This window comes from Nocardia sp. NBC_01009, from assembly GCF_045208035.1.
In the GTDB taxonomy this organism is placed as follows: Bacteria; Actinomycetota; Actinomycetes; order Mycobacteriales; family Mycobacteriaceae; genus Nocardia.
Window position 1 is genome coordinate 4,368,920 of sequence record NZ_CP108695.1, and the last position, 24,980, is coordinate 4,393,899.

Here is a 24,980-nt window from a genome sequence, read left to right on the forward strand (position 1 = left end):
TTGCCGTGACGACCGGTGTAGGTGGGCTCGATGCGCGTGTAGCGCATCCCGTTGGCCGCGGCCCAGTCGATCAGCCGGGATTCCTCCACTGCGGCGAGCAGGACAGTCAGATGGGACTCGAATTCCCCGGCGAACGTATGTTCGACATCCACGGAAGTGACCGTAGCAAAATCGTGCCGGGGTGCCCAGACGACAGGACTGGGGCCATCGCACACTCGAGCTGAGCGGCCGCGTGGACCGCCCAGTCGGGTTCGTGCATCAATTCTGTTCGCTCAGTGGCTATTTCGTAGGGCAGTGCCGATGGTGCGGCCGATGATCGCGCGGACCGAGAAGAACCGGATTCCGATGAAGATGCCGATCACGCAACCGATGGCCGCGCCCGCGACGATGCGCCCGGCATAGTGCATCGAGGCAAGGCAAGGCAAGGGTGCCAGTCGGGATCGAGCGTTCATCTGGGCCATTTCGAAGGACTGACGTGCACGGCACGACCTCGAGCACGTGGCCGGGTGAGAGGTAATCGAAGTGGTCGGCGCGGAGATTGCTGGTCGGATCAGCCGAGCTCGTTCTGGAAATCGGCAGCAAACGTCGAGTTCGCTGCTGTCGGAAGGCCGGTCGAGTCACGCAATTGCGGCGGCGGGAATATCCTCGAAGTAACTAACCGACAGTTGTATCGAGGTCGTCGTGGCGCATATCGATCCGCTTTCCACGCAACGCGGCCTGACCTCAGGGTTCGCGGCGGAGCTCGATGCCGCCGGGTTCACCGAGGCTGTCGAGATCGGTCGCGGTGGGTTCGGCGTGGTGTATCGCTGTTTTCAGGCGGGGCTGGATCGGGAGGTGGCGATCAAGGTGCTCACCGCCGAGCTGGATTCGGAGAATCTCGAACGGTTTGTCCGTGAACAGCTGGCCATGGGCAAACTTTCGGGCCATCCGAACATTGTGAGCGTGTTCGAGGTGGGGTCGACGGCGGCCGGGCGGCCCTACATCGTGATGCCGTATCACCCGCACGGTTCGTTGGATGCCCGAATCCAGGACCACGGGCCGCTCGGCTGGCAGGACGTGCTGCACGTCGGGGTGAAGATCGCGGGGGCGCTGGAGACCGCGCACCGGCGCGGAATGCTGCATCGCGATGTCAAACCCGGGAACATTCTGTTGAACGAGTACGGCGAGCCGCAGCTCGCCGATTTCGGAATTGCCCGCTTGGTCGGCGGTTTCGAGACGACTGCGGGGACAGTCACCGGTTCGCCCGCCTTCACCGCACCGGAGGTGCTACAGGGCCGCACCCCGGATGCAACGGCCGATATCTACAGCCTCGCCTCGACGCTGTTCTGCGCGGGCACTGGTCATGCCGTGTTCGAGCGGCGCAGCGGCGAACAGCTGGTCGCCCAGTTCCTTCGCATCACCAAGCAGCCGATACCGGATCTGAGCGATGCGGGTCTGCCCGCCGACGTGACGGGGGCGATCGAACGTGCCATGTCCCGTGACATCGGCGAACGGCCCTCTACCGCAGCGGAATTCGGTGACACGCTGCGCGAGATCCAAGCCAGGTACGGGCTTGCACCCGACGAGATGCCGATTCCGTTGGCCGCCGCCGAACCGGTCGGACATCGCCAGGCCGCCACGCCGACCGGAACGGGTCGGCGTCGCACTTCGGGGAGGTCTTCCGCGCGGAAGACCCCGCCGGTCCCCGCGACGCGATTGCGGCCGCCGGTGCCGACGCGCCCGCTGGTCGAGCGGGCGCGACTGATCGAGCTGCTGCGGGCCGGGCATGGCCGTCGGCTGGCGGTCATCCACGGCCCGACCGGTTTCGGCAAGACCACACTCGCGGCGCAATGGTGCGAGGACCTGACCGCCGATGGGGTCGCGGTGGCGTGGCTGACTGTCGATGACGACGACAACAATGTCGTCTGGTTCCTGTCGCACATCATCGATGCCATTCGCGCCGTGCGTCCCGCACTCGCACAGGAGCTCGGCGAACTGCTGGAGGAACACGGCGACGAGGCCGAGCGTTACGTGCTGACCTCGCTGATCAACGATATCGACCGGCGCGGTGAGCAGTTGACCGTCGTGATCGATGACTGGCACCGGGTACTCGATCCGGCCACCACGGGGGCGTTGCGCTTTCTGATCGAAAGCTGCAGTCCGACCTTGCGCACTGTGGTGACCAGCCGCAATCAGACCCGGCTGCCCATGAGCTCGATGCGGGCGCGCGACGAGCTGGTCGAGATAGGCACCGCGGCCCTGCGTTTCGATGTCGAGGAGGCTTATGCCTTCCTGGTCGACCTCGGTGGGCTCGAGTTGGACCGCGGCGATGTCGAGGACCTCACCGAATCGACCGAGGGCTGGGTCGCAGCGCTGCAGCTCGCCGCGCTGTCATTGCGCGGCAGTGACGATCCCGGCGCACTGATCGGTCACCTGACCGGACGACACCATGCCATCAGCGAATTCCTTGCCGAGAACGTCCTGGACACCCTCGAACCGGGGACGCTCGATTTCATGGTGGCGACCTCGGTCACCGAACGTATCTGTGGCGAGCTGGCCGCGGCGCTCACCGGCGTCGCCGACGGACAGGCGTTGCTCGAGCGGATCGAGCAGCAGGACCTGTTCCTGCGCAGGCTCGACGGCGGGCAGTGGTTCCGATACCACCACCTGTTCCAGGATTTTCTGAGGCAGCGGCTGGAACGCGATCGGCCGGAACGGATCACGCAGCTGCACCGCGCGGCGTCGCAATGGTTCGCCGAGCATCGGCAGGTGAGCGAAGCGGTCGACCACGCGCTGCTGGCCGGTGATGAGCTACGCGCTGTGGAGATCGTCGAAACGGACGGGATGTCACTGCTCGAGTACGGGCAGTTCGCCAGTCTCATCGGGCTGGTCGGCAAACTACCCGCGACAACCATCGAGACTCATCCTCGACTGCAGCTGGATCTGGCATGGGCGAACATCCTGTTGCACCGCGCCGCAGCCGCGGAACGGGCACTGCGGCTTGCGGAGTCGAGGTTGGACAGCGCGGGCCTCGACGAAACCGTGACCGCGAATCTGCGCGCCGAAGCGGGTGTTGTGCACGCGGTGGTGACGGTGCGCGCGGATATGCTGGCCGGAGTCGACGACATGCTGCGGCCGTGCCTGGCCCGTGCGGACGAGATGTCACCGTACGTCGTGGCCATCGCCGCGAACGTCGCGTCCTTCGCGGCAGGCTATCGCTTCGACTTCGATGAGGCGGTGCGTATTCAGGAGTGGTCCGCGCCGTACATGCGGCAGAACAAGGGCTACTACAACACTGTGAACGGGTTGTGTTTTCTCGGACTCGCCGCCAGCCTGCGGCTCGACATCGCCCATGCGGAACAGTATTTCCGGCGGGCGATGAAGGTGGCCAAACAGTCCGGCGGCAACCACTCCTACGGCGCGCGACTGGCCGGATCGCTGCTGGGCGAGCTGCTCTACGAGCGCGGCGAGATCGTGGAGGCGGAACGGCTGCTCGATGAAGGCTACAAGTTGGGGCCGGAGGCGGGTGTCGTCGATTTCAAGCTGGCCCGCTACGTGGTCGGCGCCCGGATCAAGGCACTGCTCGGCGACCGGGCTGCCGCGATCCGCAGGTTGAACGAGGGCGCCCGTGTCGCACGGTCGATGTCGTTGCCGCGGTTGCGCGCCGAGGTCGAGAACGAACGGTTGCGGCTCGGGTTGCCACCGAACCCCGACACCGGTCCGCTGCCGGTGGTCGACTACGCCGACCGTCGTACCCCCACCGACCCGATCGACGAATTCACCGTGCTGTACGAGGAATTCACCGCGATCCGGCTACTGCTGACCGAAGATTCGCCGGAGCGGACCGAGCTCGCCTGCTCGTGGGCGCAGGAATGGGTGGACCGGCTCGAAGCGGTCGATCGTCCCCGAGAACTGTTGAAGGCACGCCGATTACTTGTCGCCTGCCTGGCCGCCGTCGGCCGGACCGATGCGGCGAAGGCGTTGCTGGCCACCGTCACCGCCCAATGCGCCGAGCTCGGCTCGGTCCGCTACCTGCTCGACGGGGGACCCTACGTGCTGTCGACGCTCGCGGCGCTACGCGAGGACCAGACCGCGGGCCGCTGGCAGCCCGGCTGGCCGGACGTGCCCGAGCCGTTCTTGCTCAGGTTGGTCAATGCCGATGCGGCACAAACGATCTGATGCCGCGATTTCCGAGATTATTGCGGGTCGGGTCGCGCTGTGCGCTGTGCCGTCAACTCTTTCTCGCGATGTAATAGCTGTTGAAGATATCGGCGTCGATGTGTTCGATGTCCACCGAACCGAACCCCGCTTCCCGCAGCATCCGGGTGGCGATTTGCTCACCCCACATCGTCCCGAGTCCTTCTCCGTCGAGCGCCAGCGACACGGTCATGCAGTGCATTGTCGAGATGGCGTACATACTCGGTCCGAGCGGGTGCTCCATATTCTCCTCGAGGTTGCTGGAGGCTTGAATGTCCACCATCAGGAAGGTGCCGTCGTCTTTCAGCGCGGTAGCGATGCCGCGCAGCACCTCGGTGGGGTGGGCCTGATCATGGATCGTGTCGAACGCGGTGATCAGGTCGAATCTGTTGGAGGCGGCTAGATTTGTGACGTCGCGAACCTCGAAACTCGCGTTGGTGAGCCCCATGGCCTGAGCCTCCGTGCGGCCGGCCGAAACACCCTCCTCGGAAAAGTCGTAGCCGACGAACCGGCTGGCGGGAAAGTGCCGGGCGAGCAGGTTGACGGCGTGTCCGCTGCCGCAGCCCACGTCGGCCACATCGATGCCCTCGCGTAGCCGCTCGGGAAGTCCGGGGACCAGCGCTATGGTGACGTCGATCAGCGCGACGTCGTGAATCGCCGCGCTTTCCTCCGCCATGACCTGCTGAAATCGGCCGTACTTCGAATAGGGGACGCCGCCGCCGTGCCGGAAACAGTCGACGATTTCGGGCTCGACGCTCGCGGCCAGCGGAATGTACTGCGTGAAGGCCGCGATATTGTCCGGACCCGCCGCTCTGGTCAGTGTGGCGGCGTGTGCGGGTGGTAGTGCGAACGTGCGATCGCCAGGGCGGTAGTCGACGATCTTGCCGACGGTGAGACCGGCCAACCATTCGCGCACATATCGCTCGTTCAAATTCGCGGCTCGGGCAATGTCGGCACTCGTCGCGGGCGGTAATCCGCTCATCGTGTCGAAGAGCCCGGTCTGGTGGCCGATGCTGATCAAGAGGGTCAGAAAGCCGTCATTGAGGATCTCCAGCATTCGCCCACCGAACGCCTCTGCGCGCGCGGCGAATTCCGGATCGGCATCCGGCGCGGGACTCGCCGGGGTGAGGATATGCGTGCTGTCCGACATGGCTAATCACCGCTTGGCGTATTCGGGCGAATCGAAATTCTTGCGCACCAGACGGGACATGGCTGTTCTCCTGAGGATCTAGTTGCCTGTGGTGAGGTAGTTGTGGACCTCGTACACCGCAGCCCGCACAGTCGGCACCGAATTTGGTGTGCCCCACTGTTTCTGCTATCGCATGTCATCGCTCTACGAAGTCGACTCGGCACAGAAATTCGGACGCCGTCCGCGGCGGCGGCTCTCGATGCGACACCCACCCCACCCGAGGTGCTGTCGGAAACGGCTGGTCACACTCGACGTAGTCGAATGTGACACGCATCACACACTACCTGTGGCGTGTATCAGCTGCAAGATAGCTGAGGTCGGCCGAGGGCGGCGGGTCGTGGCAGATGCCTGCACGCGAACCGGATCAGTGCAGTTCCCAACTGTCGGCAGGACCGCGTCGCCGCCCCATCTGGCGCCGTCTGAAGAACACCTCTTCCACCGATACCGAGGGAATCTCGTTCGTCATTGCGGCCAGTCGGGTGTCGAGGTGTAGTTCGTGGATGCGCAATTCCAGGCCTGCGCGACGTTCCGGTGGCAACGTCGCCCAGACCGCGCCGATCTTGGCGTGCACCTCGGCATCGGCGGCCGCGAGTACCGGCAGCAGCATCGGCCACAGATTGGCTTCGGTGGCGATGGAGGGCAGCGCTGCCACGGCCTGGTCGGACATGTCCGCGAGCATTCGCGCGGTCCGTCGCTGGGCGTCGGCGTCGACGCGCCCGACCAGTTGGAACAGCCCACCCCAGATCGCGGGTTCGTTGCGGCCGTCGAGCTCTTTGATGATCGCGGCGAGCGCCGCCTCGTTGCCGACGACAGGATTCGCGGCAATCCGATCCAGCGCGGTCGCGCTCGAGTGGCTGATGAACGTGAGCAGCTCCGGTATCGCACCCACGTGGATGGCGGTGACGATGAGGTTGCTGATCGATTCGGTGGATCCGATGGTGACCATGATGTCGCCGATCGCGGTGATCACGTCGTCGTCGCAGCGCGCGAAGGCCGAAAGCGCCGCGAGTTGGAGATTCGACGACCCGACGAGGACGGTGTGCACGATCCGCGGAATCCGCTGCCACTGACCAATGAGCAGCCTGCGCAGAATGGCGCTGATGCTCTGCGCCGAGAACGCGTACGCGGCGGAGAAGATCAGGCCCTCGTCGTCGTGCGCGCCCTGTTCGATGGCATCGATCAATGCTGGTGTCGCATAGGCAAGAAAGGGTCCGGCCGTGATGTAATCCCTGCGCCGCAGTACCTCGTTGAGTACATTCACGATCGGTTCGGGCGGTGCGACATCGGCGATCTGGCCGACGGTACGCGGATCCATGTACGGTGCGCAGTCCGCCGCGTAGGACGTGCCGAGCAAGGAGACCGTTTCGGCGGCTTTCTTCGGGTACACGACGCCGATAGCGCCCGCGGCCCTGCCCGTCATCATCGGCGGCACGATCCGCTGCACCAGCGGCATCGAGATGCCGAGCGGAATGATCGGTACCAACTTGCTGATTCGGTGAAATGTCTCGGCGTGCTGATCGAAGACGATGCCTGCCATGCGTTGCTGCAATTCGTGCAGATGCTCGGCGCCGAGGCGTTCCAAGTGCGCCAGTCGCTCCGCTGGGACGTGCAGTGTGCGCGCCAGCAGCATGATCTGGGCGCGAATTACCAGGTCGCTCATCAGTGGCGGCGGTCCCCGAACATGATCCGGCGCGCTGGTCCGCGCAGTGGCCGGGGCAGCGAGCCCACGACTTTATCGATGGACTGCGACAGTGCGTCTGCCTCGTGTTGCCTGGCCGCGCGGAACAACATGAGCAGGTCGGCGGCCTCCTGATCGGAGAGTAGGTCGAGCGTCGCCAACGGCCCGCGTAGTTCGTGTTCGAGGTCGGTTCTGACGTTCATGCTGCTCCTCGTTGTGCATAGCCTCCGGCAGCCCGGATTACCCGCGGAGACCGTCGTTGAATCATAGGCGTGGCCGCGGAGTCCTTCGCGAGGTTTTCACATCGAGGCACCGGAATGGTTTCCGCGGGACGAGCTCTCGATCGTTGCCTGCCCTTCAGGGTGGCGAACCGACCGATCGCCTTGGCGTTTATGCAGCCGAAAGTAGGTGTGGCGGAACATTATTGGGCGTACGACTCTGTGTGCGTGACCAGGTTGCTTTCATGCAGTAGCAATCAAATCATCGCTGCCCCAATAGGTTTGGCGAATAGTCTCTATTTTAGAGTAAAAGACTTTGGAGTCCGGTAATGCCCAGAACAGTTCTTGTACCAGGTCAGAACGCGAATTTCGGAGCGGGCGTGCTCGCAGGAAACTTAGTGGTCACCACGCCGACAGCGGGGACCTCTGCCGTCACGCTGGGGGGTGCGGCTCCGGTCGCGCACGCGCCCGGTGTCACAGGCGGCGTGACGATCGCGGTCAACGGTTCGGCCGTCACGGTGGCCAACACCACGCCGGGTGTTGGCTCGCCTGCCGGGGACATCGTCCTGAACTACTGACCGGCTGGTGCGCTACCTGCCAGGTGGTGCGGCTGCGGAGCGGGCCGCGCGGTGCGGCGCGAGTGACCGGTCTGCGAGCAGATCGGTCACCTCGTCGACAGGCATGGGTCGATGGAACAGCCAGCCTTGGGCGGTGTCGCAGCCCAGGTCGTGAAGTCGGCTGGCTTGATAGCTGGTCTCGACACATTCGGCGGTGACGGTGAATCCGAGGGCGTGACTGAGTTCGATGATCGATTCCAGCACCAGCACGTCGGAGGGGCTGGCCGCGTCGGGGGTTCGGATGCGGTGGACGAAGGGGCCCGCCAGTTTGACCACATCGAGCGGAAGTTGGCTGAGGTAGGCCAAATTGGAGTAGCCGGTGCCGAAATCATCGATCGCGATGTGGACACCCAGCGCGGCCAGCGTCCGTAGGGCTTGCAGTGGGCGTCCGCTGGTCTGCATGAAGGCCCGTTCGGTCAGCTCGAGTTGCAGGCTGTCGGGTGGGATACCGGTGTCGGACAAGACATGTTGCACGCGGTCCAGCCACGTGGGGTCGGAGACCTCGGCGGCCGAGACATTGACGCTGACGGTCGGCGTGCTGCCGGGGTAGCGGTCGTGCCAGTCGCGGCTGTCGCGGCAGGCCCGTTCGAGGACCAGCGCGCCCAGCGCGCCGATATGGCCGTTGTCTTCGGCGAGGTCGACGAACTGAGCCGGGGTGAGCACCCCTAGCACGGGATGTCGCCAGCGCACCAGGGCTTCCACCGCCACCATCTGCGCGTCGGCTAGGTCGACGATCGGCTGGTAGTCGAGGAAGAGTTCGTCGCGGGTCAGCGCCGCGGGCATGGCAGCCGAGAGTTCGGTGCGGGTGTGTTCGCGCCTGCCCCGGTCGGCGTCGAAGACCACGTAGCGGCCGCGGCCCGCGGCCTTGGCCCAGTACATCGTCGTGTCGGCGGCCTGCAGGAGTTCGTCGGCGCTGGTGTGCTCGGTGCGGGCTGCCATCACGCCGATGCTCGTGGTGACGGTGAGGTGGTGGCCGTGGATGTCGAACGGTTGGGTGAAGGCGTCGAGCACGGTCTCGGCGACCTCGCTCGCACCCGCGGATTCTGGGACCAGGATGACGAATTCGTCGCCGCCCATGCGAGCGACGAGCTGGCCCGGCCGGGTGGCGCAGGCGCTCAGGCGGGCGGCGGCCTGCACGAGCAGCGCGTCGCCGATCGCGTGTCCGAAGGTGTCGTTGACGATCTTGAAATGGTCGAGGTCGATGTAGCAGAGACCGAAGCTGCGGGCGGGGTCGGCGAACGCGGCGGTGAGGGCGTCGATGAAACGAGACCGGTTCGGCAGGCCGGTCAGTTGATCGTGGTGGGCCCGATAGTTCAGATGTTCCCGCAGCGCACGCCATTCGGAGATGTCCTCCACCAGCACCAGCGTGTACTGCGGGTCCCCGTGCTCGTCACGGATGAGTGAGACGTTGAGGTTGGTCCACACCGTGTGGCCGTCGCGATGGAGGTACGCCTTCTCCAATTGCACGTTGTCGTGGTCGCCCCGCAGCAGCGCCACGTAGAGGTCCCACATGCCGTGATCGTCGCTGGGGTGCACCAGATCAGTGCCCGAGAGCTCGCACATTTCCTCGGGCAGATAGCCGAGCATGGTGGCGAACGCGGTGTTGACCTCGATGATTCGGCCGCTCAGATCCGAAAGCCCGGTGCCGATCCCGGCCTGGGTGAACACCGCGCGAAACCGGGCTTCGCTGGCTCGCAGTTGTTGCTCGACGCTGCGTCTCGCGACGATCTCGGCGGCTCTGACGCTTTCCTGCTCGGCGAGCAACCAGGCGCGGAAGGCCCTGACGTAGCCGTTGGCGAAAGCCCCGAGCATGTCGGCGAGACGATCGGACGGTATGACACCCGCCGCGCCGAAATGCGCGCCGAGCACGCCAATACTGCGACCCAGCACCTCGTCTCCGACGAAATGCGATCGGGCGAGCTCGGCCCCGAGCTCTCCGACCCGCGCGGCCGGTTCCGGCACCGCGGCGACCGCCTCGAATTCACCTGCCAGCCTGGCCAGCAGCGTACGCGTTTCCTCGGCACTCATCGGCACCACATGGTCACGGACCCCACCCGTGAGTGCAGCCGTCCAGCGGCCGGCCAAGGCGTGCGGACTGTCCGAATATGGCCCGGGCCCGGCATCCCAACCCATGGGTCATGATCCTAACCGCGTTGCCCGCCGCGCGTGAACTACAGCAGGCTGAGCGCTGCTGGGATACTATGGCGGCGTCTCCGCCCTCTGGGGGCGGGCGTGGCCGAAATATGCGCGGCACGAAAGGATTTCATAATCCATGACCAGACCGAGTTGGGCTCCCGATGACATTGATCTGGATCGCCCGAGCGCGTCGCGGGTGTACGACTATTTCGTCGGCGGCATGCACAACTTCGAGATCGACCGGCAGCTCGCACAGCAGATCGAGGCGTTCACGCCCGACGTCGCCGAGACCATGCGCGCGAACCGAGACCTGTTGCGCCGCTGCGTGCGCTTCCTCATCGATGCCGGGATCAGCCAGTTCCTCGACATCGGGTCCGGAATTCCCACGGTCGGCAATGTGCACGAAGTCGCCCAGGGGCGTGACCCGTCGGCCCGCGTGGTCTACGTCGATATCGATCCCGTCGCGGTCGCGCACAGCCGCGCGATCCTCGGCGATGACCCGAACACCGCAATCATCCAGGCCGACATCAGCGACCCCGACGCCATCCTGTCAGACCCCCAGGTAGCCAAGCTGATCGACTTCGATCAGCCAGTGGCGGTCCTGCTGCTCGGCGTACTGCATTTCGTCTCCGACGAGGCCAACCCGCTCGGCTGCGTGGCCGGTCTGCGCGACGCGGTCGCCCCCGGCAGCTTCCTCGCCATCACCCACGCCACCTCCGATGGCCAACCCACCGAGGTCCTCGAGGCGCAGAAACTCTCCGGCCGCACCTCGACCGAAATCGTGCTCCGCTCGAAGGCCGAGATCACCGAGTACTTCGACGGCTGGTCGCTGGTCGAACCCGGACTCGTCCACCTGCCGCTGTGGCGGCCCGACAACCTCGACGATATCGGTGCGCATCCCGAACAGTCCGGTGCCTACGGGGGCGTGGCACGTAAGCACTGAACTCCGGCCTGCTGTGATGATATTTCCGTTGCAGGCTACAGTGGCCGCCGGGCGAGGAGTAATTGTCAATACCTGTGGTTCGAGAGTGTTTCCAGCCAGGGATGGCCGGGGTGCACTCGCGATAGCCACCCGGACAGTCGGGATCGCCGTGGTCGGTCCATCGCGGGGAGCGCGTGTAGGAAGTCTGTCTCGTCTTTGGCTCGCCGGGCTTTCGCCTTGAACAGGAGTACGACCTCGGGGATCACGTAGGGGATGCCGTCGGCGGTGCGGAGAATCAGCTCGTCGTAGGGCAGGGTGATCGAGGCGTCGCGGCGGCACACCCATCGATCTCCGCGGTGTGGCTCGCGGAACACGTCGAGGCGATATAGCCCGGTCGCCGGTTCGCGCAGCCATGTCTGATGCTGGTTGTCCGCTTCTTCGGGAAACGGCCAGGCGTGCCCGTCGCCGACGACGTCCCATTGGTAGCCGGGGAACGCGTCCACGATCTCGGCGAATCGTGCACGTGGCACTCCGATTTCGAGATCGGAGTGCTCACGTCCGAGGCCGCCGACAAACAGATCCAGCGCCCACCCGGCTGCGACATACCAGCATGGCGGGGTGCTCGACAGCCGTTCGGCGGCTTCGGCGGGAGTCCATGCTTGCCAGAGCTGGTCGCATTCCTCGACGGACAGCGGGCGTCCGGCCATCTCAGGTGGCCTCCTTCACATCGGACGAACGGCCGACGAATCATCGGTGAACCGGGCAGCCTGACGTCGTCCAGCGACGGAGCGTCATGTCTCCGCCAAACGACTCAGAACCAGTACGCCCTCATCGTCTCCAGGAATTCGGTCGTGATCGGGTACCTCGAGCGATCACCGATGACGCTGTCGATGCCGCACCGGGGGCACAGCGCAGTCTGCCCTTGCCCTGCATCCTCGTCGGTCCATTCCCGAATATCTGCGGGCGGGAAGGTCGCGCAACAGTGGAAACAACCGCAGATGGTGCTCTCGTCGAGCTCGACGCGATGCAGACTGGAATGGCTGTGAGCTCCTCGAACATCAGTGGGCGCCGCCGTATCTCGGTGATGCGGATCGTGCCAGTCCATTGCCCGATCATGGCACACAACAACCGACCGAGCGCGTAGACAAAGCTGCCGACATCATCATGCACATGTCGCAGGATCCAGTGATACGGATAGGAACTCTCTCGAGCCTCGGGTTCGCCTGCTCATGGCGCTAGGTAGAGCTGTTCGCAGGGGAGGCGGGGTAGGCCGCTGCCGTCACCGGGGACAACGGAAACGCTGTCTATGTAGTGGTGGATCCGCTGGTCTTCGATCAGTCGATACGCAGCCTCGGGGTGTGCGGCGTAGTGCAGGATCACTCCTTGTAGGTCTATCCGCAGATGCACATCCGGTTCAGCAGACCGCGACACGGTCATCGCATCCGGTTCCGGAAGTACTCGAAGTTGTTGCGCGTCACGATGATTGCCGCCACCCTGGTGGAACACTCCAGTGGATCGCAGTACCGGTGGACGCTCAGCGCCTTCTCGGCATCGGCACGGCTCGACACCGGCCAGTGGGGGTTGTCGTGGCGCAGTTTGTCTTTCAGCGCAGACGGCCGGGCTCTGCTGTCGAACTCGGGATGGTCCCCGCTGTCGTGGGGGAGAACAAGGAACAGGGTTGCACTCATCGCATCTCCCGTGCCGCGCATTCGGCCAGCATGGTGAGAACGGTTGCCATGGTCGGCCGGAACAGATCCCTGATCGGCGTTGCCCAACCACGGACACCGTCCCCAGGCGACGGCAGGATGATCGGCCTGCCCGGTTCGACCAGCACCGAATCGGTGCGCCGCAAGAGATCCCGCATTGCAGGGTCGTGTTCATCGATGGGATACGCGCCCGTCAAAATCGTCAGCCGCTGCACCGGATGCCAGATCGTCGGCCCACTCATCCGCCACGCGGCCAGCTCTTCTTGGACTCGGTAACCCCAATATTCAGCGAGCATGAGCGCGCGAAGTGTGCCGCCGATGGTGACGGCGAGTCTGCCGCGTTCGTCGACGTGGCAGGGCAGTGCGCACGCAGTGCGGTAGTAGTGGCATCGGCCGAGGACTTCCTCGGCAATCGTGGGCGCGGGCATCCTGACTCCTGGTCGGATTGGTGGCGGCTAGGTGCGCTCGGCCCCGACACTCTTGATCGACGATGAGAGAAGTTCCGGGCGCTCCTCCAGTCCAGCACCACTGCGGGAGCCTTTGGAACGTTCCGAACTAGGAAATGCGGGAAACCCTGCAAGGTTCCAAAACGACTGGGAGGCTGAGGTTCCAAAGCAGGTGCCGATCGTTAGCGAACCTTCGGAGACACTCCCATGACCACTGGCTCTACCTTGCCCCTGCGGCTGCTCGCTCGTCAGCTTTGAGATCTCCGCGCGAGGGCTGGTGTCAGTGCGGAGACCGCGCGAAACGACATCGGCGTTTCCAAGCAGACCTTCTGGCGCATGGAGAACGCAATGCCAACCAAACTGAATCCCCTCTTTCTAAAGCGGCTATGCGAGCTGTACGAGGTGGGGGATGAGCAGCGTGCGGTTGTCCTCACCTTGGCTGAGGAGTCGAGGAAGCGGGGATGGTGGCACACGTTCGACGATGCGATCCCGAAAACCTTTGGGCTGTTTGTTGGTCTGGAGGACGCCGCGCACAGAATCGTGAGTTTTCAGACCACGCTGTTGCCTGGCTTGCTCCACACCAGGGCATACCGACGGGCGTTGATCTGGACCGAATATCCGAACATGCCGACGAATGATGTTGAGATCGCTGTGGAGATCGGGATGCGTCGGCAAGCCAGACTGAACTCTGGTTCCAATCTGCTTACGTTGGATGTGTATGTGGATGAGTCTGCCCTGCGGCGTCTCACGGGGAGCGCTGAGCTGATGGCCGACCAGATGAGGCACCTCGCGGATGTGGGTCAACTACCGAATGTCTCGGTTCGGGTGATCCCTGCGCTCACGGGAACGTATCGGGCCGTCGTAGTCGGTGCGTTTGTGCTGCTGGAGTTCCCGCCCCATCCGACCGCGTACCTGACGGAACCACCCGTCGTGTATGTGCAGGGCTTCACTGGTGACTTATATCTGGAGCGCCCGGAGGAGATCGAGACGTATCGTGAGGTTTGCACAGACCTTCGGCGTCTGTCGTTGGATGAGGCCGAGAGCCGTGCTCTCATTCTCGAGATAGCAGAGGAGTACGCAGCGTGAAGGCTGATCTGTCCAAGGCCCGTTGGTTCAAGAGTGCACGAAGCAGTGGCACGAAAGACTGTGTGGAGGTGGCGCACCTTGACGGGGGTCTGGTCGGTGTCCGTGACTCGAAGAATCGGACCGGTCCGGCGCTGGTATTCACGCCCGGGGAGTGGGACGCTTTCATAGCTGGCGTGCAGGACCGCGAGTTCGACCGCTCGTAGCCAGACGATATCCACTGGGAGCGAAGGATTTTGGGTCATGAACGTTGAGCTGTCCGGAGCGAAGTGGTTCAAGAGCAGCCGCAGCTCGGCTGGGAACGATTGTGTGGAGGTGGCGCACCTTGACGGCGGCTTGGTTGGCGTCCGCGACTCGAAGAATCCGACCGGTCCGGCGTTGGTGTTCGCTTCTGGCGAGTGGGACGCTTTCATGACTTGCATGCAGGACGGCGAGTTCTATCGCCCGTAGTCACATCGGAAGCCCCGTATCTTCGACATTCGAACGAGATACGGGCTTTCCGCTCTTCACGGCGAGTGGTGGCATATGGGATGGCTGAGGCGCTGAGATCGGGGGTTACTCGAATCTGACTTCCCAGCGTTTGATCCCATTGAGCCAACCCGAGCGCAGAAGTTCGGGCTCGGAGACCTGGGTGATATCGGGCATGGCGTCGGCGATGGCGTTGAACATCAGGTCGATCTCGAGGCGCGCCAGGTTCGCGCCGAGGCAGTAGTGGGTTCCCGCGCCGCCGAAACCGACGTGTGGGTTGGGGTCGCGCAGTATGTCGAAGGTGAAGGGGTCGTCAAAGGCTGTTTCGTCGAAATTGGCTGAGCTGTAGAACATTCCGACTCGCTGGCCCTTTTTGATCACCTGACCGCCGAGTTCGACGTCGCGGGTCGCGGTGCGCTGGAAGGCGGCGACGGGGGTGGCCCAGCGCACGATCTCGTCGGGTGCGGTGCGCGGGCGGCGTTCGCGGTAGAGCTGCCATTGGTCGGGGTGGTCGACGAAGGCTTTCATGCCGTGGGTGATGGAATTGCGGGTGGTTTCGTTGCCTGCCACCGAGAGCAGGATGACGAAGAAGGCGAATTCTTCCGAGTTGAGATGCTCGCCGTCGATGTCGGCGTGCACCAGTGTGGTGACGATGTCCTCGGCCGGGCATTTGCGCCGCTCCTCGGCCAAATTCCAGGCGTAGCCGGTCAATTCGAGTTGGGCGGTGGCCGCGTCGCCCGCGAATTCCGGATCATCGGCTCCGATCATCTGATTCGACCAGTGGAACAGTTTCTTGCGGTCCTGCTGCGGGACTCCGAGTAGTTCGGCGATGGCCTGCAGTGGCAACTCGGAGGCGACCAGCTCGACGAAATCTCCGCTTCCGACGCGTTTGGCATCGGCGACGATGGCCGCCGCCCGCTCGGTGAGTGCGCGCCGCAGGCTTTCCACCGCACGCGGCGTGAATCCCTTCGAGACGATGCGGCGGCTCTTGGTGTGCGCGGGCGGGTCCATATTGAGCATGATCACCCGCTGCACCTCGATCTGTTCGCGGGTGATCTGCGGCTGATATCGGATGATCGCGGTGTTCTCGGTGGAGGAGAAGATTTCTGGGTGTCGCGAAATTTCTTTGATGTCTTCGAGTTGGGTGACCACCCAGTAGCCGCCGTCATCGAACCCGCTCACACCATGGGGTTGCGCGTTCCACCAGACGGGCGCGGTGCGCCGGAGTTCGGCGAACTCCTCGACTGGTCGGCCCCTCGCCCACAGGTCGGGGTCGGTGAAATCGAAGCCCGCGGGTATCGACGGTGTGGCCATGGCCACCTCCCACACTGGAACACGTTCTAGACGTCAATTCAAGCACGGGAGGGTGCCTCGGCGGGGCCGTTCGGGATGGCTCGGTCGGGCGACGCGTCCCTCGGTCCGGACGGTTAACTATGAGCCGCCCGATCACGCGGTCGGCCGATCTCGGTGCGGGTTGACCACCGAAAGCGCATCTGGCCACCGACGGCAACGGTCGCGGTCCGGTGGTGCTGCTGACCGCGGGTCAAGCCGGTGATTCGCCGATGATGCCTGCTGTGATCGATCGCCGTGTCGCGACTGACCTGGGTATTTCGCAGGCTGGCGCCCTGTCGTTCGACGGCGCGACATCGAAGGTGGTTCCTACCGGCGGAGTGGTTGTCCGCGCTCTGTCCGCCAATTCATGAGATCAGTACGAATGTACCGGCCTCGGGCGTCGATGGCCCCATACCCGGATCGGGCCATCGACGCCTCGAGCTCGCCGGCCGTTTATCCGGCGACGCGCGGGGCAACCGGGAAACGACACGTCGTCTACCCCCGAGGAGTCGTCATGGTCGATGTATCTGCCACAGTCGTGCGAAGCGCGTTCGCGGCCGGGGCCAGGCTCCGGCATGCGCGGGTCTTCCATCCTGACGGACTGGCCCTGTCGGGCAGGCTGCACGCCGAATACGAGTTCGAGAACCTGTTCGGCAGCGGTGAAAGGGCCGTCATCGCCCGCCTGTCGAAGGGTGCCGGGTTGCCGGGGGGCGTACCGGATGTGCTCGGGTTCGCCTTTCGCGCCCTGGCTCGCGACGACCAGCCATGGGACTTCGCCCTCGCCACCACGGGCCGCAGCACGGTCGGACGGTTCGTGTTCACCGTCGCGACCGGCTGGGCCCGCGCCAAGTACGGCAGCCTGATGCCGTACCGTTTCGGCGATTCGATGCCTACCTGGGTATTCGCCGAACCTGATGCGGCGCAACCGAAATCCGCCTCCATTGAAGCCCTCGCGGAATACCTGCACGAGCACGATTTACATTTCGATCTGATCGGCAGCCCTATCTTCGGCCCGACTCGCAAGCTCGCCGAGATCAACCTGCGCTTGGCCCACGGCGAGCACCGGACCGACTACTTCGACCCGATGCTCAATCATCCTGCTGAGGTCGAGATAGTCCCGAAAGTCATCCAGCAACTGCGTGAGTTCGCGTACGCGGGTAGCCGACAGGGGCGTGGCGAGACGCCGTGACGCGCAGCAGGCCGAGACTCGGCGGCAGTCAGCGCACCACTTTGCTGGTGCGCAGCAGCCACCAGGCCAGGCCGACCAGTAGCGCGGCGGCGAGCATGAGCAGCACCGTGGTGTCGTCGACGGCGTCGCCCAACTGCCGCACCTGCTGCTCGAGGGTGAATTCGGTGTCGGCGCTCAGCAATGCGGGCAGCGCCGAGGCGCCGTCGAACAGCAGGAAGAGGGCGCCCAGCAGGATGAAGAAGAGCCCGGAGACGGTGGCGGTGGTGTGCAGGTGCAGCGGCCCGACGGTGAATGCGCGGCCACGCAGCCAGGGCCTGCCGCCGAGACCGAAACGGTCCCACAGCAGGGCAAGCGCGAACAGCGGGACCGACATCCCCAACGCGTAAACGGCGAGCAACAGCCCGCCGCTGATCGGCGAACCGCCGACCGCCGCCACCGTGAGAATCGACCCGAGGATCGGTCCCGCGCAGAATCCGGCCAGGCCGTAGACCATCCCGAGCAGGTAGACCGCCCCCGCCTGCTCCGGGCGTCCGTGGCGGGCGGCGGCGCGCTGTGCGAAACCCACCGCGAACCCGCGCCCGGCGATTTGCAGCACGCCCATTGCGATGATCGTCCAACCTCCGATGGCGATCAGCAGGTCACGGTGGCCGATGAACAGCCGCCCCGCGAACGACCCCGCGGCGCCCAGCGGAACGAGGGTGGTCGCGAGGCCGAGGTAGAACAACCCGGTGCGCGCGAACAGCTTTCCCGGTGTGCCGAAGGAGTACGCGAAGAAGCTCGGTAGTAGCAGTGCGCTGCACGGACTGAGCAGGGCGAGCAAACCGCCGAGGAACGCCGCGAAGTAGCCGATACCGCCGGTCATTTTCCGAGGCCCTCGCCGCCGCTGTGCCGGGCGGCCTCGATGATGGCGATGAACTGTTCGACCTGCTGAGCGCCCAGAACCGGCCTGCCATTGATCAGGAACGCGGGCGTGGAGGTGATGCCGAGGTCGATACCTTCGGTGGCATCGGTACGCAGCGCCGCCCGCGCGGATTCCGAGTCTTGGTCGGCGCGGAACCTTGCGAGGTCGGGCACACCGGCCAGCTCAGCGAACTCGGTCAGCCTTTCGGGCGTCAACGCCCCGCTGTTCTTCTTCGGCGCGCTGTCGTAGACGGCCTTGCGGAACTCCCAGAACTTGCCCTGCTGTCCGGCCGCCCATGCCGCCCGCGCGGCATCCTCGGACTCGGTGCCGAAGATCGGGAAATTGCGCCATTCGATGCGCAGTGTGCCGGTGCCGACATACTTCTCGATCAGCGTCGGTTCGGTGTTCTGGGTGAACTGGCGGCAGAACGAGCACTGGAAATCGGAGTATTCGATCATCACCACGGGTGCGTTCGCCGATCCCAGCGCCATCGGGTCCTGCTGATCGCGGCGGGCCAGCTTCGCCAATGCGCGGAATTGTGCGTTGTCCTCGGCGGCTACCGGCGCGGCGGTGCCGGCACGACCGGCATCGGAATCCTTGCCCCCGGTCAGCACAACGGCGGCGATCACCAGCCCGCCCGCCACCACGAGTGCGAGTGCGGCGGCGATCGTGCGAATGCGTGACCGGGTTTCCCGGACAGGCGGCTGGGCTGGAGATCTACGCGGACGTGCGGAATTGTTTCGACGCGACATTTTTCGGGTGCTCCTGACGACCCGCTCCCGAGTGCGGAGCAGGCATGGACGGCGGATGAAGGCATGGAGGGGCCGGGCCGAAGAATCCGGAGCGAGACCGGGAAAGGCCGGCGGATTGCCTTCTAAATCCGCAACACCGTCGTCAGGTGTGGCGCAGGAAGCGGCCGGTCGGCGGCTGCTTGCCGCTCATCGGCTGAGGGATACCAGCACACGGGACCTGCTGTGAGGCGTGCGGTGCGCAGCGCGAGGGGCAGCTGACCGCCATCGCGGTGCGGCACGATGACCGGCACTGCCGCGGCGGCTCCGATGTGTCCGTTTCCGCGGCAGCTCGGTGACCCGTGGATCGAATCGAACCGCACGGACTCGGCGGGGCTTGGCAACGGGGAGGCCTCGGTGGTGTTCGAAAGCTGCGCCGTTTCCGCAGTCGACACGCCTTGCGTCAGCGTGCTTCCGGTGATCAAACCGACGATGAGACCGAGCACCGCGAGCACACCGACGTGCAGCGCACCGCAGCGCTGCTGACGGTGTCGTTGGTGCGGCGCGTCGGGGAGGGCGGTCACGGGCCGCACCATACCGGATCGGGGTCTTGCACGGTTACGACCGCATTGCCCAGCAGGCGCCTACGCGAATCGTGGTCACGAGGCGGGCCACCCCGCTGCCCAGCATCGGATTGTCGACGACCCGGCGTCAGGGGAGTCGAACGCGACTCCGGTCACCGAGTCGCCGTGGTTTTCCGGGCACTGGATCCCCGGGACGTCAAGGGCGCTTTCCAGTACTCCAATGAGGTCGTGTCTGCGCAGGTGAGGACAGGTAGGGCACTACCCGTGTTATTGCGGGTGCGCGGTCCTACCGTCGGTGGGGTAGCGGGTGACATCCCGGAGGCGGTGCGCGATGGGCAGCGCGATCGTCGCAGGGACGCACGCTCGTTCCATTGCAGGAGAAGGCGATCAAGGACTTGATCGCCTGATCTACCCATACCTACACGCTGTAGCCGGCGCGCGCTGAGATAAGGAGACGCGCATGGCACTCACTCCGATCCCCGACCTCGGAGACCTGCTTCTCGTTGCGCTGCAGGATGCGCAACAAGCAACCCCGGAACACGCGATCGACCTCATCGAGGCGATGCCCGAGTTCCATCCCAGCGCGGAAGACCTTCAACCGGACCCGGCGCGGGCGAATCTCCTGCGGTGGCAGTCGCGCGTCTACTCGGCCCGGCGGTATCTCGGTGACGAGGGCTTCGTGCTGTCGAACCGCCATCAATGGCGTATCACCGAATCCGGGAAGGGTGCCGCCCAAGAAGCGCGGCGCCGCTTGACGAACCCCGACCTGCCCTCTGTGACGCAGAGTCCGGACCAGCGCAACCCCATCCAGCCCAGTGTGATCACCAGGCCACTGCTCGATCCGGATGTGCGAGCGCGCGTGCTCGATCAGCCGAGCGACGACAGCGAACCGCTGTCGGTCGTCATCGAATTGAATGTCGGCTACCTGGGTGGCGTGAAGGCGGCGACCGCCGCGTTGACGCGGCTGCTCGACCAGCTCAACCATGGGGAACGCAGGCCTGCGGCGGTCGAGCTGTTCGACGAGTATGTGCGTGCCAAGATGACGATGGAGCAGGTCAAGCGGCTGGTCGAGATCGATCATGAGCAGCGACAGAATAACCACGGGCAGAACGTGATTCATCGCATCTGGCCCAACTTCCCGGTCAAACCGCTGATCGATGTGTCGGGACGCACGGTCAAGGCCGACGCGGCGCGGCGCTCGTTCGACGCATGTGGGCGCGGAATTCGCTGGGCGGTAGTGGATTCCGGGATCGATCGGACGCATCCGCATTTCGATGCCGGGAAAACCGTACTCGCCGACGATGTCTTCCCGTTGCATCGTGACTTCACCCAGTCGGTGAATCCGGGCCCGGAGACCGCCGACGCGGCACTGCAGGACGGTTTGGGCCACGGTACTCACGTCGCAGGCATAATCGCGGGCTACCTCTCGAATTCCTTCCCCGGCGAGAACCTGCGGGTGGTCACCGAGCAGTACACCGAACTCAATGCGCGGCCGCTGCGCGGTGTCCGACAGGTCGAACCCGCGGCGGTTTCCGGTATGGCGCCGCAGGCGCACCTGGTCAGCCTGAAGGTGCTGGGCTCGGAGGGCACCTCCGACATGATCTCGGTGATGGCCGCGCTGCGGTATGTCCGGGAAGTCAACGGCGACAACGACAGGATAACGAAGATCCACGGCGTCAACATCAGCTTGGGCTACGAGTTCGATGCCGAATGGTTCGCCTGCGGGCAGAGCCCGCTGTGCAAAGAGGTCGACCGCCTGGTGCGGTCGGGGGTGGTCGTCGTGGTCGCGGCGGGCAACACCGGATACGGCCGGTTCAGTGCGCGGGAGCGGCAGACCAACGTCGGTCTCACCATGACCATCAACGATCCCGGCAATGCCAAGCGCGCCATTACCGTCGGGTCGACGCACCGCGAATCGCCGCACACCTATGGTGTTTCGTACTTCTCGTCCAAGGGTCCGACCGGCGACGGCAGACTCAAACCGGACCTGGTCGCGCCCGGCGAGCGGATCACCTCCTGCGCCACCGGGAAAGCGGCGGCCAAATGGGGCATCACCGACATCCCGCCCGGCGTTGCCTGCTACGGCGCGGACACCGGCACCAGCTTCGCCGCGCCGCATGTCTCCGGAGCGATCGCCGCATTCCTCTCGGTGCGACCTGAGTTCATCACCCAGGCCGAGGAGATCAAGGAGATCTTCGTGAAATCGGCGGTCCCGCTCGGCAGGGAGCGCTATTTCGAGGGCGCGGGTCTCGTCGACCTGATGCGCGCACTGCAATCCGTCTAGAACATCGGAGAACACAATGACCAAGAACATCGGTGGGCTGCCGCTGCTCGAGCTCAGGATCGACGAGAACGGTGATGTCGACCCCGATGGCGAGCGCGCGCTGGCCGCTGAACTCGACACGATCGAACCAACGGATCTGCTTGTCTTCACCCACGGCTGGAACAACACGCCGAGCGTGGCGAGCCGCTTGTACGAAGCCTTCTATGCACAGCTGCCGCCACTGCTGGCCGCACACGGGTTACCAAATCGGAAGATCTTGCTGCTCGGTGTTTTCTGGCCGTCCAGCCGCTGGTCCGACGAACCGATTCCCGACTTCGAACCGGCCGCGACCGTCGATCTCGGGGGCGGCGGAGGCGCCGCGGGCCTCGGCGGCGGACTCGAATTCCCGCCGCCCGCACCACCGAACGCGGACATGCAGGCGATGATCCGTGCGGCGTTTCCCGATCAGCAGCGCGCCGCCGTCGATGAACTGCTCGGACTGCTCGTCGAGCGTCCCGACGACGGTGCGGCGCTACAGCGCGCGCGCGACCTCATCCAGACGATCGCCGCGGCGACCACTGGTGACGGTGACGGCGAACAGGCCGACGAACCGCCCTTCATCGCGCAGCCCGATCCGGGCGCAGAGCTGTTCTCCCGCTTCGCGACCCAACTCGAAGACCTCGGCATCGTCACCGGTGGCGCCGGTGGGGCGGCGGGATTCGGTGATACGTTCGGCCGACTCTGGCACGGTGCGCAGGAGGCCGCCCGCCAACTCACCTACTTCCAGATGAAGCATCGAGCGGGCACCATCGGCGAACGCGGCCTCGGACCGCTGCTCGGACGGCTGCTCGCGCGACGGCCCGCGCTGCGTATCGATCTGATCGGCCACAGCTTCGGCGCCCGCGTAGTGTCTTACGCGCTCGCCGGGCTGCCCACGAACAGCGCAGTCCGCTCGGTCACGCTGCTGCAAGGTGCGTTCTCCCACTTCGCCTTTGCCGCGTCGTTGCCGTTCGACGCGCGGCGCAGCGGGGCGTTGAACGGGAAGGACGCGCGGGTCGAGGGCCCGGTCACCGCCTGCTACTCCGAGCACGACTCCGCCGTCGGCACGCTGTATCCGCTGGCGTCGCTGCTCGGCCGGGAGGATGCCGCAGGCTTCGACGATGCGACCTACCGCTGGGGCGGCATCGGTCACGACGGGCATCAGCCCGACGTCGCGGTCACCGCGTTGCTCGACGTGGGAACCCGGTACGACTTCGACGGTGCCAGGCTGGTGAATATCGACGCCGCCCGCGTTGTGAAGAAGGGCTCGCCACCATCGGGAGCCCATTCCGACATCATCCATCCCGAGCTCGCCTGGGTCGTAGCGTCCGCAGGGGGCCTCGTCGGCTGAACCGGCCGCCGACCGGGTCACTCGGAGCCGAAGCCCGCGAACATCTTTCGCTTGAGCGGTGGCACGGCCTGTGCCACCCGAAACACCGTCCTGCCGATGGCCCGCCCGACGGAGTTGTCGGACACCGTCTGCTCGGCGGCGGTCAGCGAGTCGCGCACGGCGGCGAAACCGTACTCGATCATCTGCGCCTCGTAGTCGTGGATGGCGGCGCGCAGCGGTTGCTCGCCACCGGCCACGGCGGCCAACTCGGCGCACAGCAGTTGGGCGTCGCGCAGCGCGACATTGGCGCCGATGCCGCGGAAGGGCGTCATGCTGTGGATCGCGTCGCCGAGCAGGGTGACATGCGTTGTCTCCCACGGCGGCACCGGAACCGACGTGCGGATCGGGATGAGAGTGACCGTGTCGGTATCGGATCCACCGATGAGTTCGCGCAATTCGGGCGCCCACCCGGCGGTGAGCCGGTTGACCATGTCGTGCAATTGCGCGGCGTCCAGCGATTCCAGCTCGCCGTCGCCGGGATAGTCGCCGCGTTTGGCGGCGTAGGCCCAGAAGACGTACGGCTGGGTGTTGTCGAACAGCGCGCCGGGGACGAGCGCGGCCGCGCCGTCGTTGCCGCCGATACCGGAGTACTGCGGGTCCGGCCGATCGAACTCGTGCGGCGCGATGAACATCCCACATCCCTTGGGCGGCATGACCGCAAGGGGAGAGGCCAGGAACTTGGGTGTGAGCCGTCGCCTGCTGTCGTCGGTCAGCGTGAATTTGCCTGCGACGGTGACGATGCCGGTTTCCACGCGCTGCGCCTGCGGAAGGCGTTGCGCGCGAACGCGCGATGTCCCGCCGTCCGCGCCGACCAGGACATCGCCGACGGTCGAACCGCCGTCGGCGAAGTGGGCCTCGATCCGGCCGTCGGGCAATTCGGTGTAGCCGGTGACGGCCTTGTCGTAGTGCACCACCGCGCCGAGATCGGCAAGCAGGATCTGGCGCAGCGTGATCCGGCTGATGCCGTAGTTGCGATCGACCTCGTCGCGCTCACCCCCGGTCACCTCGGAATCGAGATCCAGCAGGTCCTTCATCTGCTCGGTGACGAAGCCGAAGCGGGTGGCCCCCTTGCCGGAGCTGGCGATGAACGCTCGGTAGGCGGTCTCGGGCAGCAGGTCGTGCAGCGCCCGGCTGCCGCTCGGGTTGATGTGGATGCGGAACCCTTGCACCCGGTCGGTGCGGTGGCGGTCGCGTTCGTACACCGCGACGTCGATTCCCGCCTTGCGCAGGCCATTGGCCAGCGCGAGACCACCGATGCCGCCACCGGCGACGATTATCCGCAGGGACTTGTTGGCAGACATGATTTTTCCTTCCAATCTGTGCAATGCACGATCACTGTTATTCCTGGCTCCAGCCGAAGGCCCTGGTGCGCCGCCCGGCGCGTTGCTGCTGCTGCGCGCCGTGCGCCGCCCAGGACTCGATCAACCGGTCGAGCAATGCGGTCAGGGCAACCACATCGCCGGCCGGCCAGTCGGCGACAACCGCGCCGAAGACCTGCGTGCCGACGTCGAGAAACTGCCGCAGCTGCGCGCGGCCCGCGTCGGTCGCCTCGAGCAGTACCGCGCGTCGGTCCTCCGCGTCCACGCGTGTCTGTATCAGGCCCGCATCGGTCAACGCTTTGACGTGTCGGGTGATGGACGAGGGCAGGGCGCTGAGCCGTTCGGCTACCTCGCCTGCCCGCAGCGGACCGTGCTCGACGGCCAGCTGCAGCACGCCGACTCGGACCGGATCGAATGCCTTTGCCATGCCGGTGCGCATCGCGTCGGAGAAGCGCGCGGTCGTTCTGGCCAGTTCGGCGACCTGGTCTTTATTTGCTTGCATGAAACAATAGTAAATTGTTTGATTGCGTGAAGCAACTATCGTTAGCCAACAGAATAAGCAGAATGTGCTGGTTCTTCTGGCGGAGAGATGACAG

At 65.2% G+C, this 24,980-nt stretch carries 25 protein-coding genes; 10 read left to right on the forward strand and 15 right to left on the reverse strand.

Annotated features, from left to right (window positions below; all coding sequences use genetic code 11):
- Positions 1-272: 272 nt before the first annotated feature.
- Entirely contained in the window at positions 273-407 is a 135-nt protein-coding gene (locus tag OHA42_RS19520) for a hypothetical protein (RefSeq protein ID WP_406229323.1), read from the reverse strand.
- Positions 408-681: 274 nt separating this feature from the next.
- Here OHA42_RS19520 and OHA42_RS19525 point away from each other — a divergent pair, with 274 nt between their 5' ends.
- Positions 682-4,158: a protein kinase domain-containing protein gene (locus OHA42_RS19525; RefSeq protein ID WP_406229324.1), complete on the forward strand. Its 3,477-nt coding sequence runs from the start codon at positions 682-684 to the stop codon at positions 4,156-4,158.
- Between the two features lie 52 nt (positions 4,159-4,210).
- On the opposite strand, the gene OHA42_RS19530 is transcribed toward OHA42_RS19525, so the two are convergent.
- The 3 genes from OHA42_RS19530 to OHA42_RS19540 all read right to left on the reverse strand — a co-directional run bounded on the left by OHA42_RS19530 (position 4,211) and on the right by OHA42_RS19540 (position 7,246).
- Positions 4,211-5,326, reverse strand: a complete 1,116-nt coding sequence (locus OHA42_RS19530; RefSeq protein ID WP_406229325.1) for a class I SAM-dependent methyltransferase — start codon at positions 5,324-5,326, stop codon at positions 4,211-4,213.
- A gap of 403 nt (positions 5,327-5,729) precedes the next feature.
- The gene (locus OHA42_RS19535) at positions 5,730-7,025 is read right to left on the reverse strand and encodes a hypothetical protein (protein WP_406229326.1); all 1,296 of its coding nucleotides are present in this window, start codon (positions 7,023-7,025) and stop codon (positions 5,730-5,732) included.
- Positions 7,025-7,246: a hypothetical protein gene (locus OHA42_RS19540; RefSeq protein ID WP_328399501.1), complete on the reverse strand. Its 222-nt coding sequence runs from the start codon at positions 7,244-7,246 to the stop codon at positions 7,025-7,027. Before OHA42_RS19540 ends, OHA42_RS19535 begins: the two co-directional genes overlap by 1 nt.
- Before the next feature lie 344 nt (positions 7,247-7,590).
- Here OHA42_RS19540 and OHA42_RS19545 point away from each other — a divergent pair, with 344 nt between their 5' ends.
- Positions 7,591-7,839: a hypothetical protein gene (locus tag OHA42_RS19545; RefSeq protein WP_406229327.1), complete on the forward strand. Its 249-nt coding sequence runs from the start codon at positions 7,591-7,593 to the stop codon at positions 7,837-7,839.
- Positions 7,840-7,851: 12 nt separating this feature from the next.
- Here OHA42_RS19545 and OHA42_RS19550 read toward each other — a convergent pair whose 3' ends face one another.
- Positions 7,852-10,011, reverse strand: a complete 2,160-nt coding sequence (locus OHA42_RS19550; RefSeq protein WP_406229328.1) for a putative bifunctional diguanylate cyclase/phosphodiesterase — start codon at positions 10,009-10,011, stop codon at positions 7,852-7,854.
- Positions 10,012-10,150: 139 nt separating this feature from the next.
- On the opposite strand from OHA42_RS19550, the gene OHA42_RS19555 reads away from it, so the two are divergent.
- Positions 10,151-10,957, forward strand: coding sequence for an SAM-dependent methyltransferase (locus tag OHA42_RS19555; RefSeq protein WP_406229329.1), 807 nt, complete (start codon positions 10,151-10,153; stop codon positions 10,955-10,957).
- Between the two features lie 65 nt (positions 10,958-11,022).
- On the opposite strand, the gene OHA42_RS19560 is transcribed toward OHA42_RS19555, so the two are convergent.
- The 4 genes from OHA42_RS19560 to OHA42_RS19575 form a co-directional block, all read right to left on the reverse strand.
- Positions 11,023-11,643 (reverse strand): hypothetical protein, encoded by a 621-nt coding sequence (locus OHA42_RS19560; RefSeq protein WP_406229330.1) that lies wholly within the window; start codon positions 11,641-11,643, stop codon positions 11,023-11,025.
- Positions 11,644-12,163: 520 nt separating this feature from the next.
- Positions 12,164-12,373 carry a hypothetical protein gene (locus tag OHA42_RS19565; RefSeq protein ID WP_406229331.1) on the reverse strand — a complete coding sequence of 70 codons (210 nt, stop codon included), beginning with the start codon at positions 12,371-12,373 and terminating at the stop codon, positions 12,164-12,166.
- Entirely contained in the window at positions 12,370-12,624 is a 255-nt protein-coding gene (locus tag OHA42_RS19570; RefSeq protein ID WP_406229332.1) for a hypothetical protein, read from the reverse strand. The genes OHA42_RS19565 and OHA42_RS19570 overlap by 4 nt, the downstream gene beginning before the upstream one ends.
- Positions 12,621-13,070, reverse strand: a complete 450-nt coding sequence (locus OHA42_RS19575) for a hypothetical protein (RefSeq protein ID WP_406229333.1) — start codon at positions 13,068-13,070, stop codon at positions 12,621-12,623. Before OHA42_RS19575 ends, OHA42_RS19570 begins: the two co-directional genes overlap by 4 nt.
- A 324-nt stretch (positions 13,071-13,394) precedes the next feature.
- Between OHA42_RS19575 and OHA42_RS19580 the strand changes: the two genes are divergently transcribed.
- The 3 genes from OHA42_RS19580 (at position 13,395) to OHA42_RS19590 (ending at position 14,621) form a co-directional block, all read left to right on the forward strand.
- Positions 13,395-14,174, forward strand: coding sequence for a DUF5753 domain-containing protein (locus OHA42_RS19580; protein WP_406239470.1), 780 nt, complete (start codon positions 13,395-13,397; stop codon positions 14,172-14,174).
- A 68-nt stretch (positions 14,175-14,242) separates the two neighbouring features.
- A complete protein-coding gene (locus tag OHA42_RS19585; protein ID WP_406239471.1) occupies positions 14,243-14,377 on the forward strand; it encodes a DUF397 domain-containing protein in 135 nt (44 codons plus the stop codon).
- Positions 14,378-14,414: 37 nt separating this feature from the next.
- Positions 14,415-14,621: a DUF397 domain-containing protein gene (locus tag OHA42_RS19590; RefSeq protein ID WP_406229334.1), complete on the forward strand. Its 207-nt coding sequence runs from the start codon at positions 14,415-14,417 to the stop codon at positions 14,619-14,621.
- 105 nt (positions 14,622-14,726) lie between these two features.
- On the opposite strand, the gene OHA42_RS19595 is transcribed toward OHA42_RS19590, so the two are convergent.
- Positions 14,727-15,953 carry a cytochrome P450 gene (locus tag OHA42_RS19595; protein WP_406229335.1) on the reverse strand — a complete coding sequence of 409 codons (1,227 nt, stop codon included), beginning with the start codon at positions 15,951-15,953 and terminating at the stop codon, positions 14,727-14,729.
- Positions 15,954-16,162: 209 nt separating this feature from the next.
- Between OHA42_RS19595 and OHA42_RS19600 the strand changes: the two genes are divergently transcribed.
- Entirely contained in the window at positions 16,163-16,342 is a 180-nt protein-coding gene (locus OHA42_RS19600; protein ID WP_406229336.1) for a hypothetical protein, read from the forward strand.
- Positions 16,343-16,485: 143 nt separating this feature from the next.
- Positions 16,486-17,160, forward strand: coding sequence for a phosphodiesterase (locus tag OHA42_RS19605; RefSeq protein ID WP_406229337.1), 675 nt, complete (start codon positions 16,486-16,488; stop codon positions 17,158-17,160).
- A gap of 28 nt (positions 17,161-17,188) precedes the next feature.
- On the opposite strand, the gene OHA42_RS19610 is transcribed toward OHA42_RS19605, so the two are convergent.
- The 3 genes from OHA42_RS19610 to OHA42_RS19620 all read right to left on the reverse strand — a co-directional run bounded on the left by OHA42_RS19610 (position 17,189) and on the right by OHA42_RS19620 (position 19,373).
- On the reverse strand, positions 17,189-18,022 hold the full coding sequence (locus OHA42_RS19610) for a cytochrome c biogenesis CcdA family protein (RefSeq protein ID WP_406229338.1): 834 nt from the start codon (positions 18,020-18,022) through the stop codon (positions 17,189-17,191).
- On the reverse strand, positions 18,019-18,813 hold the full coding sequence (locus tag OHA42_RS19615; protein WP_406229339.1) for a DsbA family protein: 795 nt from the start codon (positions 18,811-18,813) through the stop codon (positions 18,019-18,021). Before OHA42_RS19615 ends, OHA42_RS19610 begins: the two co-directional genes overlap by 4 nt.
- 122 nt (positions 18,814-18,935) lie before the next feature.
- Entirely contained in the window at positions 18,936-19,373 is a 438-nt protein-coding gene (locus tag OHA42_RS19620) for a hypothetical protein (RefSeq protein ID WP_406229340.1), read from the reverse strand.
- 460 nt (positions 19,374-19,833) lie between these two features.
- Between OHA42_RS19620 and OHA42_RS19625 the strand changes: the two genes are divergently transcribed.
- The gene (locus OHA42_RS19625; protein WP_406229341.1) at positions 19,834-21,657 is read left to right on the forward strand and encodes a S8 family serine peptidase; all 1,824 of its coding nucleotides are present in this window, start codon (positions 19,834-19,836) and stop codon (positions 21,655-21,657) included.
- Positions 21,658-21,673: 16 nt separating this feature from the next.
- On the forward strand, positions 21,674-23,026 hold the full coding sequence (locus OHA42_RS19630) for an alpha/beta fold hydrolase (RefSeq protein WP_406229342.1): 1,353 nt from the start codon (positions 21,674-21,676) through the stop codon (positions 23,024-23,026).
- Positions 23,027-23,043: 17 nt separating this feature from the next.
- Here the strand turns inward: OHA42_RS19630 and OHA42_RS19635 are convergent, their stop codons facing one another.
- A complete protein-coding gene (locus tag OHA42_RS19635; RefSeq protein WP_406229343.1) occupies positions 23,044-24,366 on the reverse strand; it encodes an FAD-dependent oxidoreductase in 1,323 nt (440 codons plus the stop codon).
- Between the two features lie 37 nt (positions 24,367-24,403).
- Positions 24,404-24,886, reverse strand: a complete 483-nt coding sequence (locus OHA42_RS19640; protein WP_406229344.1) for a MarR family winged helix-turn-helix transcriptional regulator — start codon at positions 24,884-24,886, stop codon at positions 24,404-24,406.
- Between the last annotated feature and the right edge of the window lie 94 nt (positions 24,887-24,980).

Coding starts and splice junctions, on each gene's coding strand:
- OHA42_RS19520 (WP_406229323.1), bottom strand. CDS start 407: ATGCACTATGCCGGGCGCATCGTCGCGGGCGCGGCCATCGGTTGCGTG.
- OHA42_RS19530 (WP_406229325.1), bottom strand. CDS start 5,326: ATGTCGGACAGCACGCATATCCTCACCCCGGCGAGTCCCGCGCCGGAT.
- OHA42_RS19535 (WP_406229326.1), bottom strand. CDS start 7,025: ATGAGCGACCTGGTAATTCGCGCCCAGATCATGCTGCTGGCGCGCACA.
- OHA42_RS19540 (WP_328399501.1), bottom strand. CDS start 7,246: ATGAACGTCAGAACCGACCTCGAACACGAACTACGCGGGCCGTTGGCG.
- OHA42_RS19545 (WP_406229327.1), top strand. CDS start 7,591: ATGCCCAGAACAGTTCTTGTACCAGGTCAGAACGCGAATTTCGGAGCG.
- OHA42_RS19550 (WP_406229328.1), bottom strand. CDS start 10,011: ATGGGTTGGGATGCCGGGCCCGGGCCATATTCGGACAGTCCGCACGCC.
- OHA42_RS19555 (WP_406229329.1), top strand. CDS start 10,151: ATGACCAGACCGAGTTGGGCTCCCGATGACATTGATCTGGATCGCCCG.
- OHA42_RS19560 (WP_406229330.1), bottom strand. CDS start 11,643: ATGGCCGGACGCCCGCTGTCCGTCGAGGAATGCGACCAGCTCTGGCAA.
- OHA42_RS19565 (WP_406229331.1), bottom strand. CDS start 12,373: ATGACCGTGTCGCGGTCTGCTGAACCGGATGTGCATCTGCGGATAGAC.
- OHA42_RS19570 (WP_406229332.1), bottom strand. CDS start 12,624: ATGAGTGCAACCCTGTTCCTTGTTCTCCCCCACGACAGCGGGGACCAT.
- OHA42_RS19575 (WP_406229333.1), bottom strand. CDS start 13,070: ATGCCCGCGCCCACGATTGCCGAGGAAGTCCTCGGCCGATGCCACTAC.
- OHA42_RS19590 (WP_406229334.1), top strand. CDS start 14,415: ATGAACGTTGAGCTGTCCGGAGCGAAGTGGTTCAAGAGCAGCCGCAGC.
- OHA42_RS19595 (WP_406229335.1), bottom strand. CDS start 15,953: ATGGCCACACCGTCGATACCCGCGGGCTTCGATTTCACCGACCCCGAC.
- OHA42_RS19605 (WP_406229337.1), top strand. CDS start 16,486: ATGGTCGATGTATCTGCCACAGTCGTGCGAAGCGCGTTCGCGGCCGGG.
- OHA42_RS19610 (WP_406229338.1), bottom strand. CDS start 18,022: ATGACCGGCGGTATCGGCTACTTCGCGGCGTTCCTCGGCGGTTTGCTC.
- OHA42_RS19615 (WP_406229339.1), bottom strand. CDS start 18,813: ATGTCGCGTCGAAACAATTCCGCACGTCCGCGTAGATCTCCAGCCCAG.
- OHA42_RS19625 (WP_406229341.1), top strand. CDS start 19,834: ATGGCACTCACTCCGATCCCCGACCTCGGAGACCTGCTTCTCGTTGCG.
- OHA42_RS19630 (WP_406229342.1), top strand. CDS start 21,674: ATGACCAAGAACATCGGTGGGCTGCCGCTGCTCGAGCTCAGGATCGAC.
- OHA42_RS19635 (WP_406229343.1), bottom strand. CDS start 24,366: ATGTCTGCCAACAAGTCCCTGCGGATAATCGTCGCCGGTGGCGGCATC.
- OHA42_RS19640 (WP_406229344.1), bottom strand. CDS start 24,886: ATGCAAGCAAATAAAGACCAGGTCGCCGAACTGGCCAGAACGACCGCG.